The organism is Marinomonas sp. ef1 (genome assembly GCF_002806845.1).
Taxonomy (GTDB): Bacteria; Pseudomonadota; Gammaproteobacteria; order Pseudomonadales; family Marinomonadaceae; genus Marinomonas; species Marinomonas polaris.
This window is the reverse complement of record NZ_NHTT01000004.1, coordinates 296,331-308,430: the sequence shown is the minus strand read 5'-3', so window position 1 is coordinate 308,430 and position 12,100 is coordinate 296,331. Positions and strand designations below refer to the sequence as shown.

At 44.1% G+C, this 12,100-nt stretch carries 10 protein-coding genes; 5 read left to right on the top strand and 5 right to left on the bottom strand.

What is annotated here, in order from left to right; genetic code table 11:
- Position 1: 1 nt before the first annotated feature.
- Both CCS02_RS07925 and tkt read right to left on the bottom strand, forming a co-directional pair.
- On the bottom strand, positions 2–1,033 hold the full coding sequence (locus tag CCS02_RS07925) for a type I glyceraldehyde-3-phosphate dehydrogenase (RefSeq protein ID WP_100636284.1): 1,032 nt from the start codon (positions 1,031–1,033) through the stop codon (positions 2–4).
- Positions 1,034–1,145: 112 nt separating this feature from the next.
- Complete coding sequence (tkt, locus tag CCS02_RS07920) at positions 1,146–3,146, bottom strand: transketolase (protein ID WP_100636283.1); 2,001 nt, start codon at positions 3,144–3,146, stop codon at positions 1,146–1,148.
- Positions 3,147–3,528: 382 nt separating this feature from the next.
- Here tkt and metK point away from each other — a divergent pair, with 382 nt between their 5' ends.
- The 5 genes from metK to CCS02_RS07895 all read left to right on the top strand — a co-directional run bounded on the left by metK (position 3,529) and on the right by CCS02_RS07895 (position 9,267).
- Positions 3,529–4,692 carry a methionine adenosyltransferase gene (gene metK / locus CCS02_RS07915; RefSeq protein ID WP_100636282.1) on the top strand — a complete coding sequence of 388 codons (1,164 nt, stop codon included), beginning with the start codon at positions 3,529–3,531 and terminating at the stop codon, positions 4,690–4,692.
- Positions 4,693–4,809: 117 nt separating this feature from the next.
- Complete coding sequence (locus CCS02_RS07910; protein ID WP_072839455.1) at positions 4,810–5,556, top strand: 16S rRNA (uracil(1498)-N(3))-methyltransferase; 747 nt, start codon at positions 4,810–4,812, stop codon at positions 5,554–5,556.
- Positions 5,557–5,656: 100 nt separating this feature from the next.
- Positions 5,657–7,162, top strand: coding sequence for a TolC family outer membrane protein (locus CCS02_RS07905; RefSeq protein ID WP_100636281.1), 1,506 nt, complete (start codon positions 5,657–5,659; stop codon positions 7,160–7,162).
- A gap of 289 nt (positions 7,163–7,451) precedes the next feature.
- Positions 7,452–8,399: a glutathione synthase gene (gshB, locus tag CCS02_RS07900; RefSeq protein WP_072839453.1), complete on the top strand. Its 948-nt coding sequence runs from the start codon at positions 7,452–7,454 to the stop codon at positions 8,397–8,399.
- 7 nt (positions 8,400–8,406) lie between these two features.
- Positions 8,407–9,267 (top strand): energy transducer TonB, encoded by an 861-nt coding sequence (locus tag CCS02_RS07895; protein ID WP_072839452.1) that lies wholly within the window; start codon positions 8,407–8,409, stop codon positions 9,265–9,267.
- Positions 9,268–9,362: 95 nt separating this feature from the next.
- Here CCS02_RS07895 and rpoH read toward each other — a convergent pair whose 3' ends face one another.
- The 3 genes from rpoH to ftsE all read right to left on the bottom strand — a co-directional run bounded on the left by rpoH (position 9,363) and on the right by ftsE (position 12,039).
- The gene (gene rpoH / locus CCS02_RS07890; protein ID WP_072839451.1) at positions 9,363–10,229 is read right to left on the bottom strand and encodes an RNA polymerase sigma factor RpoH; all 867 of its coding nucleotides are present in this window, start codon (positions 10,227–10,229) and stop codon (positions 9,363–9,365) included.
- 130 nt (positions 10,230–10,359) lie between these two features.
- A complete protein-coding gene (gene ftsX / locus CCS02_RS07885; protein ID WP_100636280.1) occupies positions 10,360–11,367 on the bottom strand; it encodes a permease-like cell division protein FtsX in 1,008 nt (335 codons plus the stop codon).
- On the bottom strand, positions 11,368–12,039 hold the full coding sequence (gene ftsE, locus CCS02_RS07880; protein WP_072839449.1) for a cell division ATP-binding protein FtsE: 672 nt from the start codon (positions 12,037–12,039) through the stop codon (positions 11,368–11,370). It lies immediately after the preceding gene.
- Between the last annotated feature and the right edge of the window lie 61 nt (positions 12,040–12,100).

Genomic DNA, 12,100 nt, shown 5'->3' with positions numbered 1-12,100 from the left:
ATCAATCTAATTTTGATTGCTTAATCACACCAGCCCAATACTTAGCCACATCCAACATACGGTTAGCGTAGCCCCATTCATTATCAAACCAACACAGTAACTTCACCATTCGCTGATCGATTACTTGGGTTTGCGTACTATCGATAATCACCGAACGCGGATCATGATTAAAATCCACCGAAGCATGTGCTTCTTTGGTGAAGCCCATTAAGCCTGCATATTTTGAGCTTGCCGCTTGCTCTAACTGCGCATTGATTTGCTCGGCGGTAACGTCTCGTTCTGTGCGCAACACTAAATCAATAACCGAGACATTCAAGGTCGGCACACGTACCGCATTACAACCCATTTTGCCTTCCAATTCCGGCATCATGCGTGTAATACCTCTCGCTAATCCAGTATCCACAGGAATAATAGAACTCAAAGCGGCACGCGTCAGGCGCAAGTCTTTCGTGTGATAGCCGTCAATCACTGGCTGATCATTCATCGCCGAATGAATCGTCTGTGTCATACCATGAACAACACCAGAAAATTGCTTAACGATGTCCAAAACAGGAATCAAACAATTAGTAGTACAAGATGCTGCTGAAACAATATTGTGATCCGCTCGAATATCATGATGATTAAAACCATACACAATCGTCGCATCAACATCTGCCGCTGCCGGCTGAGAAAGCAACAGTCGTGGCACACCTGCATTTAAGTAAGCTTGCGCGCCTTCTCGACCAGAAAAGCTACCAGAGCACTCAAGCACCATATCTAATTCAAGAGATGACCAATCAAGTTCATCAGGTGTCGCACAGGAAAAACACAAAATAGCATCATCGCCGATAAGCAACGCATTACCTTGAGTCGAAACAGGCTGAGGAAAGCGGCCATGAGTCGTGTCATAGCGCGTAAGATAACTGATTGTCTCAATGTCAGACAATTCATTAATAGCAACCACTTGAATGTGATCGCGGTAGCCGTTTTCATAAAGCGCTCGTAATACCGAACGTCCGATACGACCATAACCATTGATAGCGACTCGCAACATATTCCTACTACTTCATCGCAAAGAAAGTGATCTAAAAACCATCACTCTCCGCCTTAATAAAAGGAAAAAGAGGCATACAAACGTACACCTCTTTTCTTATCAAGCAATGAGATTACGCGGCTAGAATTCTCTCAGCAGTCGCAACTACATTGTCTACTGTAAAGCCAAAGTATTTCAGCAGATCGCCACCAGGAGCAGACTCACCAAAAGTCGTCATACCCACCATAGCGCCTTCGAAACCAACGTACTTGTACCAGTAGTCCGTGTGAGCAGCTTCAATAGCAACACGCTTAGTCACACTGCTTGGCAATACCGATTCTTTATAAGCTGCATCTTGTGCATCAAACACATTCGTTGATGGCATAGAAACAACGCGCACTTTCTTGCCTTTCGCCGTTAGCGCTTCAGCAGAATCCATCGCTAGGCCTACTTCAGAACCGGTTGCGATCAAGATAAGGTCTGGCGTACCAGCACAATCCTTCAGTACATAACCACCTTTTGCAACGTTCGCCAATTGCTCAGCATCACGTGCTTGCGCAGGCAAACCTTGACGAGAGAAAACCAATGCCGTTGGGCCATCACGGCGTTCAATACCGGCTTTCCAAGCAACTGCAGTTTCCGCCGCATCACATGGACGCCATACAGACATGTTTGGTGTCATGCGCAAGTTAGCCAATTGCTCAACAGGTTGGTGAGTTGGACCGTCTTCGCCTTGACCAATAGAATCATGCGTGTAAACAAATACGTTTTGAATGCCCATCAAAGCAGACATACGAACCGCATTACGCGCGTATTCCATAAACATCATGAAAGTCGCACCGTAGTTAATAAAACCACCATGCAAAGAAGCACCGTTCATAATGCCGCTCATACCAAATTCACGAACGCCGTAGTAAATGTAGTTACCCGCTGGATCGTCTTGGATGCCTTTAGAACCAGACCATAACGTCAAGTTAGAGCCTGCAAGATCCGCAGAACCGCCTAGTAATTCTGGCAACATAGCGCCGAAGAAACCAATCGCATTCTGTGACGCTTTACGGCTGGCAATGTTCTCGCCTTTGTCTTGGCTTTCTTGAATGAAAGCTTGCGCTTTAGCTTCAAAATCCGCAGGCAATTCGCCCTTAATCACACGACGTTCAAATTCTGCTGCCAATTCAGGGTAAGCCGCTTTATACGCTTCGAACTGGGCATTCCACTGAGTTTCACGAGCAGAACCCGCTTCTTTCGCATCCCAGCCAGAGTAAACATCGGCAGGGATCTCAAAAGGCGCATAAGGCCAACCAAGGAATTCACGAGCAGCGGCAATCTCTGCATCGCCAAGAGGCGCGCCGTGACAGTCGTGGCTGCCAGATTTATTCGGCGAACCAAAACCAATAATGGTTTTGCAACAGATCAGTGTTGGTTTTGTCGTTTCTGCTTTTGCTGCTTCAATCGCCGCTTTAATCGCTTCTGGATCATGTCCATCTACGTCAGAAATAACATGCCAGCCGTAAGCTTCAAAACGCTGTGGGGTATTATCAGTAAACCAGCCTTCAACATGACCATCGATAGAAATACCATTGTCATCCCAAAAAGCGACCAATTTACCTAGACCTAACGTACCAGCTAAAGAAGACGCTTCGTGAGAAATGCCTTCCATCAAGCAGCCATCGCCAAGGAAGCAGTAAGTGTTGTGATCAACGATGCTATGACCTTCACGGTTAAACTGTGCTGCTAGAGTTTTCTCAGCAATCGCCATACCTACCGCATTACTGATACCAGCGCCCAATGGACCAGTTGTGGTTTCTACGCCATCGGTGTAACCATATTCTGGATGACCTGGAGTTTTAGAATGAAGCTGACGGAATTGTTTTAGCTCTTCAATTGGCAATTTATAACCAGACAAATGCAATAAAGAATAAATCAGCATAGAGCCATGGCCGTTTGACAACACAAAGCGGTCGCGATCAACCCATTTTGAGTTATTTGGGTTGTGCTTTAGAAAGTCATTCCATAGCACTTCAGCGATATCCGCCATACCCATTGGCGCACCTGGATGGCCTGAGTTAGCTTTTTGTACGGCATCCATACTCAATGCACGTATGGCGTTAGCAAGTTGTTTACGAGACGGCATGGTTATTCCACTCCTGATAGCTTAACGAACAAAATAGAAGAAACATTCTCTACAGGATAGAGCCACCTTGCAATGCTGGCACCACCGTGACGCCCAAACATTGGGCAAAGAAAATGAAAATACATAAAAATCTGCACCATCGTAACAAAAAAATTGTCCTTTGCCTCATTAAAATCCACAGGTCGGGTTGATATTTAAACAGCTCTAGTCCATTATTCTTGCCACTAACAGCGTCGATTTGTTTCGGCTTGCGGACGCTATATAAATTCAGCTAAACAGAAGCAATATCACCTGTTTAGCTTTTTTGAATTATAAACATTGCTAAGCGGGTTTTTTTATACCTATTTAGCGCTTATCCATCATTTTGATAGAGGCACTAAACATGTCAGAATATTCTTTATTTACTTCAGAATCCGTTTCTGAAGGTCATCCAGATAAAATCGCGGACCAAGTTTCCGACGCCATCCTTGATGCCATTTTGGCAGAAGACCCAGAAGCACGTGTTGCCTGCGAAACACTAGTAAAAACAGGCATGGTTCTAGTTGCGGGTGAAGTTCGTACTAACGCATGGGTCGACATTGAGGAAATCGCTCGTGGTGTCATTCGTGAAATCGGCTACAACAGCTCAGACATGGGTTTCGACTGGGAATCTTGCGCGGTTATGAATGCTATTGGCAAACAATCTGCCGATATCGCAGTAGGTGTAGATGAAGCTGGCGAGCACGAACAAGGTGCTGGCGACCAAGGTTTGATGTTTGGTTTTGCCACTAACGAAACTGACGTATTAATGCCTGCGCCAATCACTTACGCACATCGCTTGGTTCAACGCCAAGCAGAAGTTCGTAAAAACGGCACGCTCGATTTTCTTCGCCCTGATGCGAAAAGCCAAGTTACCTTCCGTTACGACGAAAATGGTAAACCATGCGCGATCGATGCTGTTGTGCTTTCGACACAACACAGTGCGTCCATTAAACAAGCCGATCTTCGTGAAGCTGTCATGGAAGAGATCATCAAACCTGTTCTTCCTGCTGAGTGGTTATCCAAAGAAACCAAATATTTCATCAACCCAACAGGCCAGTTCATCATTGGTGGTCCAGTTGGAGATTGTGGCCTAACAGGTCGTAAAATCATCGTTGATACATACGGCGGCATGGCGCGTCACGGTGGTGGCGCTTTCTCTGGTAAAGATCCATCCAAAGTTGACCGTTCTGCTGCGTACGCTGGTCGTTACGTAGCGAAGAATATCGTTGCCGCTGGCCTTGCAGATAAGTGCGAGATTCAAATATCTTACGCCATCGGTGTTGCTGAGCCAACGTCAATCAGTATTAATACCTTCGGTACCGGTAAAGTAAGCGACGCTGTAATTTCACAACTCGTTCGTGAACACTTTGAATTACGTCCAGCAGGCTTGATCAAGATGCTAGATCTAAAACGCCCAATTTACCTGCCAACCGCGGCTTATGGCCACTTTGGTCGTGAAGGTGAAAACTTCACTTGGGAAAAAACAGACAAAGCGGACGCATTACGCAAAGCTGCTGGTTTATAATTTCCTGATTTTCCGTTATAAAGCCTTCTTCTGCCTTACTCTTTTATTAGATAACATGTGCAGAGGAAGGCTTTTTTATTTCTATTTTTTAATACTCCCGAAAACATAAGGCAAAACATGCGTATTCCACGAATTTTTATCGATACAGAACTCAGCGAAAATAGCATCTTTGCCTTACCTGATTCGGCATTTCAGCATCTCTGCAAAGTACTGCGTTTAAAGTCAGGCCATCCTATTCGCGTGTTTAATGGCCAAGCGCTTAATGGTAAAGGTGGTCAATTTAATGCAACCCTGTGCGATGTTGAAAAACGCTCTGCTAATATTCACGTAGCAGACTTTGAAGCACTGGATAACGAATCCCCAATCCAAGTCACTATTGGGCAAACTCTATCTCGTGGCGAACGAATGGACTACGCCATTCAGAAATCCGTTGAAGCAGGCGTATTTGCTATCCAACCTCTTTTTAGCGAACGCTGTGAAGTGAAGCTGCAAGACAGCCGAGCTGAAAAACGCCAACAACATTGGCAGCAAGTTGCTATCAGTGCGGCAGAGCAATGCGGTCGTGGCGTCGTTCCTGTTGTATATCCGCCTATAGAATTAAGTGAATGGGTGGAGAATTGTAACGAAATGTTAAAACTAACATTACATCACCACAGTGCAAAACCTATTCGTCAGTTCGAGCAACCGAGCAATAATCGCATTGCTTTATTGATCGGACCAGAAGGAGGGCTCACCGAAAAAGAAGTCCAACTATCTGAAAAGTCAGGATTTAATGCTATCACTTTAGGTCCAAGAGTACTGAGAACAGAAACCGCACCTATTGTTGCGCTCAGTGTAATTAATGCTCTATGGGGCGATATCTAACCTATTCTTTGATAAAGCCCTAACTAACAGAATCGCTACATATTAAGGCTATGAATGCCTTTACCATTCAAGCAGGACTTAATAAAGGACATATGATCACATGTTTAATCGAATAGTTTTGACTTGCACGGTTTATATAGGAGCAGCCTTCCTACCAGCAATAGCGCATGCAATCACTCTCGAAGAAGCGACATATACGGCAATAGAAAACAATCCTGCTGTAAGACAAGCTGTCGCAAAATATCGAGAGTCCAAAGAAAACGCAGATATTGCTCGTCGTTCTGGCTACTACCCAAGCGTGGATCTCTCCGCTGGCATAGGCCGTGAAACAACCTACGCAGACAATAGCAACCCGGACGATATTGATCTTACTCGTCGCGAACTGAAACTTGCGCTGAATCAACCCCTATTTAACGGGTTCTCAACAAAAAATGAAGTCGAACGCTTAAACAGCGAGGCCGAAGCCGATCGTTGGAGCGCACTGATTTCTGTTGAAAATACTGCCCTAGAAGTGGCTCAGGTGTATGCTAACATTTTACGCTACAGAGAACTTGTCGGCCTTGCAGAACTGAACTTAAAAACCCATGAGCGCATTTATGGGCAAATTAAATTAAAAAGTGACTCAGGTATTGGACGTCAATCTGATCTTAGCCAAATAACCGCACGCCTCGCTAAAGCCCATGCAAATCACTTTGCTGCAATTAACAATCTCCAAGATGCCGACAGCAACTACAAAAATATTGTCGGAGAAATGCCGCCGAAAGACTTAATCTATCCGATGCCAGATAAAGACTTGATACCAAAAGATCTTGATTCGGCGATTAATGAATCATTGAAGAAGAATCCAGCAATCGAAGGTGCACGATGGGACGTTGCAGCAACAGAAAGCGCTCAAAAAATTACTGATGCAGACAAGTACCCAACGATTAGTTTTGGCTTAGAACGCACATGGAACAACAATATAGATGGCGATAGAGGACCAAGCGAAGACTTATTAGCTATGGTGCGATTGAACTATAACCTTTACAGCGGCGGCACCCACAAACGCAAACAAGAAGTTGCCGTTCAACAGAACCTCCAAGCTTCTGAAATACGCCGTAACACAATAAGAGATACTGAACTCACTGTGCGATTAGCTTGGGCAGCGTTTGAAGCAACCACAGGTCAAAAGGAGCAAATTCGTGAATATGTCATTGCGACAAAAGAATCACAAATTGCTTATGAAAAACAATTTCGCTTAGGCCGCCGTACTCTACTGGATGTACTAGATAGCGAGAACGAACTATTTCAAGCTCGCCAAGATTATGTCAATGCGGACTACGATGAACTTTTCTCAGAATTCCGTTTATTTAATGCTAAAGGTGAGCTCATGCGCGCGTTTCGTATTTATCGCCCACAGCTCCTTGGTTTTAATGACGAATTTGATAAAACAAAAACACCTCCAACCCCAGAGCCTAGCGCAACAGAAGAACTGAAAGCCGCAGAAAGTACGGTGAAAGTTGATGATGCTCCCCAGTCACCTGAAGCTCCACCTGTGGATGACTCGAAGAAAGCACAAGAAAGTGAGCTATTCTTAGACGCTAATGGAAACTCTGGAAACTGGTAGATAGAGAATGTTCTTCTCCTAAAAAGCAGAATCATTGATAAAACGTACTATTTTTACGACCAATGATTCTGCTTTTTAATGACCAAAATATAAGACATTGAATACACAGAATTACAGACTCATTTTTCTATACAGTCCGCTCATTGTCATATTCTTACTCATCAAAGCAACTATCTGAAAATCATGGGTGTTTTTTCTTCTCAGCGCCCCCATATTTCTATAGCATCAACATCTATTAACAGATTAAACAAAGCACTAAAACGTTGCTTTCGCTTTTAGGAACCGCCTTATGACTATCAAACTCGGCATTGTTATGGACCCAATTTCGTCCATAAACTACAAAAAAGACACTTCTCTCGCCATGCTATGGGCTGCCGCAGAAAAAGGCTGGCAACTTATTTATATGGAACAAAAAGACCTGTTTCTAGACAATGGCAAAGCCTACGCTATGACTCGTCCATTAAACGTTTATAAAGATCCTGCGCACTTTTACGATCTTGGTGAAGAAACGAAAATGGCAATGGGTGATATGGATGTGATCTTAATGCGCAAAGATCCGCCATTTGATAGTGAATTCGTCTACAGCACTATGATTTTAGAGCAAGCAGAAAGAGATGGTGCACTTGTAGTCAACGACCCTAAAAGTTTACGCGACTGCAACGAAAAACTCTTCGCCACTCAGTTTCCACACTGCTGTCCACCAGTCTTAGTGACTCGACGTGCAGACTTACTAAGAAGCTTCCACAAAGAACATGGCGACGTTATCTTCAAGCCTTTAGACGGTATGGGTGGCAGTTCGATTTTCCGCATCAAACCGGATGACTCAAACATCAGCGTGATTATTGAAACCCTAACAAACATGGGCGTAGAGCAGATCATGGCACAAAAATTCATCCCAGAAATCAAAGACGGCGATAAGCGTATTTTGGTAGTTAATGGTGAACCTGTGCCGTTTGCACTAGCACGCATTCCGGCATCAGGTGAAACCCGTGGCAACTTAGCTGCAGGCGGGCGAGGTGAAGGCCGACCTTTAACAGATCGCGATCGCTGGATTTGCGAGCAAGTGATTCCATCATTGAAAGAAAAGAACTTAATGTTTGTTGGTTTAGACGTCATCGGTGATTACCTCACTGAAATCAATGTCACCAGCCCAACATGCGTTCGTGAATTAGATACACAATTCGATCTAAATATCGCTATGATTTTAATAGAAGCCATAGAAAAACGTCTTCAGTAATATTTACATGCGAGTAACAGATAAATTTTCTATCGCGCTTTTCATCGCCATTAGCTTTCATGTGCTAATGGTGATGATTATTGGCTTCGATTTCGAGCTTCCCTCTCCCAAGCCTAAAACGCTAGAGGTGACGCTCGTTCAGCATACGACAAAAGCACCAGCCGAGGCTGACTTTATTGCTCAAGCCAACCAACAAGCCAGTGGGACAGAATTACGCAAGCAAAAACTCACCACCACAGAAAATGCACGTTTTTTATCTGATACCATCCAAGAAATATCGCCTCCCGTCCAGCCTCAACTTGCCTCTGCCGAACCTATTGACGAACCAAGTCTGCTGGCAACCAGAAACCAAGAAGCTGTCTTTGAGATCATCAATGAATCTGAAAATGAGCCTAAAACGCTAGAAGAAAAGTTTCGTGGCGAAACCCAAATTCCAAGCCATATATCAAACGATATAGCGACCCTAGAAGCCTTGCTAGATCAACAGCGCCAAGCATACGCCAAACGTCCAAGAATTCGCCGTCTGACCTCAGTCTCTGCCAAAGCAGCTGTTGATGCGCAATACTTAGATGACTGGCGACGCCGAATTGAGCGCATAGGTAATATTCACTATCCAGAAGAAGCAAAACGTAACCATCTTTATGGTGAACTACGTCTAGCCGTTATTATACAGCCGAACGGTTATGTCGATGATATTGAAGTACTGCACTCCTCTGGTATCAGAGTGCTCGATGATGCCGCCATGCGTATTGTCCGTCTGGCAGAACCTTTTCAAGTATTTCCTAGTGAGCTAAAGAAAGAAGTGGATAAGCTGGAAATCATTCGAACATGGCGATTTGTACCTGGCAATCAACTACAAAGCCAGTAAACGCATAAAGCCAGATAGTATAAAAATCATTAGACATAAAAAAGCCCTCACTTCACTTGGAGGGCTTTTTATTTTTTACCTGCTAAGCGTAACAATCAGTCAAACTGACCATCACCCATTGCAAGTCGAATTTTCTTCATTGCATTCTTTTCAAGCTGTCGGATACGCTCAGCAGAAACGCCATATTCATCAGCCAATTCATGCAAGGTAGATTTTGCATCAGACAACCAACGTTGCACTAGAATATTTCGGCTACGCTCATCAAGATCAGCCATAGCAACTTCTAGACGCTGATTGGAGTCTTCTTCCCAGTTACCATTTTCAAGCAAGGTTGCAGGATCTGAGCGATGGTCTTCTAGATATTGAGATGGCGCTTGAAAAGCACTGTCATCATCGTCGTCTGCAGAAGCATCAAACGCCATATCAGAAGAACTTAAACGCCCTTCCATTTGACGAACCACTTCTGGTGTCACACCTAAATCACTAGCAACCGACTCTACTTCTGAATTGCTGAACCAAGACAAGGTCTTTTTCGCGCTACGCAAATTAAAGAACATTTTACGTTGTGCTTTTGTCGTAGCTACTTTAACAATGCGCCAGTTTTTCAGAATAAATTCATGAATCTCGGCTTTAATCCAATGCACAGCAAAGGAAACAAGGCGAACACCGACTTCTGGGTTAAAGCGCTTAACCGCTTTCATCAAGCCAACGTTGCCTTCTTGAATAAGGTCGCCTTGAGCTAAACCATATCCAGAGTAACTTTTCGCAATATGTACAACAAATCTTAAGTGCGACATAACCAAGGTACGCGCAGCTTCAAGGTCTTCTTGATAATAAAGACGTTCCGCCAACGCTTTTTCTTCGTCTGCGGTTAAAATCGGAATTCTGCTGACGGCTTGTATGTAAGACTCTAGGTTCTGACCAGGAATCATCATATCCGTAGGCTGGAGAGCTTTACCCATCTCTATTTCCACCTTTCTAATTGTTCATACAGTGTATGACAAAATACTAACAAGTAAATTCTGCTTGTGTGTGACATAAATGTGAATAAACCATGGCTATTATCTTAGTAGTGATATTAGCCTTTCATTGTCACTGCAGTTCAATAGTTGTGATATGTCGGTTAACGGCAATCCATGCGCCAAACACACCAACAAATGCACTGATAGTTAAACATAAAACAATTTCATCCGCATTAAAAGTCTGAAGTTGAAAACCGCTTTGATAGAGATCAATCAATCGCTCTGCTGGAGCACTTACCCACCAGCTAAGCACGAGAATACAAAGGCTGGCGAAAAAACCACCCAGTACGCCAAACCAAAACCCCATGTACAAAAATGGTCGGCGAATATAAGCATCGGTTGCACCAACCAACTTCATAACCAACACTTCATCACGACGGCTTTCTACCGCCATGCGAATGGTATTGCCAACAATCAACAGCACAGCAACGACCAACAAAACCGACAGAGCATAGACAAATCGCTGCCCAAAACTCAGTATATTCGCAAGACGCTGTAACCATTGTGCATCAAGTTCTGCATAATCCACTTCTTTTTGTGCCGCTAGCTGGTCTCGTAAAGCTTGCAAACTCGATAACGTCGTAATATCTACCGCTTGCTTAGGAATAACTCGCAGTACAATTGGCAAAGGGTTCTCTGGCAAAGCAGACATAATCTGCTCGTAACCACTAGAACGCTCAAAATACCGAAGCCCTTCTTCCTTAGAAATATACTCAACTGACGCAATATCGGCTTGCGCAGAAAGTCGATGTGACAAGGCAAGAGCTTGCGTGTCTTCTAAGTTAGGAAAAAGATACAAGGTAATGACCGACTGCTGCTCCCATTGATCTGTGACAGATTGCACATTTTTCAGCAAAACATACAAACCACCTGGTAGAGACAAAGCTATTGCAATTACCATCACCGTCATAATGCTAGCCAATGGATAATTCACTAGCCGCATAAAGCTTTCGGTTAAAGTCGTTTGATGCTGACGAAAATATTTACTCGGACTAAAAGACGTTCGCGTCGGCCAATTATGTTTGGTTGCTTTAATCGACTCTCTAGTCGCACCGCGTTGATTCGGCTTCTGTGCCATTTAGCCAAACCCTCCATCATTCACCATTCGACCCTGATTTAAAGTCAAAACACGATGACGCATGCGCGCAACCAGTGCTAAATCATGACTAGCAACCAAGACGGTTACACCAACACGATTAAACTCTTGGAATAAATTCATGATTTCTGCTGACAATTTGGGATCTAAATTACCCGTTGGTTCATCGGCTAACAACAATTGTGGTTTATTCACCACTGCTCGCGCAATACCAACACGCTGTTGCTCACCACCAGATAACGCCATTGGATTGTATTTTTCTTTATCCAACAGACCTACTTTATCCAGCGCAGCACGCACTCGCTTGGCAATTTGTTGAGGATCCGCTCCGCTCACCAACAATGGCAAGGCAACATTATGGAAAACACTTCGATCTAATAACAACTGATGATTCTGGAACACGACGCCAACGCGACGTCTATGATGAGGAATCGCTCGGCGGCTCAACGTACGCAAATCAACACCATCGACCAAAATTTGGCCCGAGGTTTGGCGCTCGATCATCATCATGAGTTTCATCAAGGTACTTTTACCCGCACCAGAATGCCCAGTAAGAAAAGCCATTTCACCTTGCTGCAAATGAAAACTCACCTGCGACAATGCTTCTTGTCCACTCTCGTACTTTTTACCCACTCGTTGAAATTCGATTTCCACGCTAATCCAGCATCCTTAAATTAGAAAGAAGAAAGGTCTAATCACCACTTATTCGCTATCA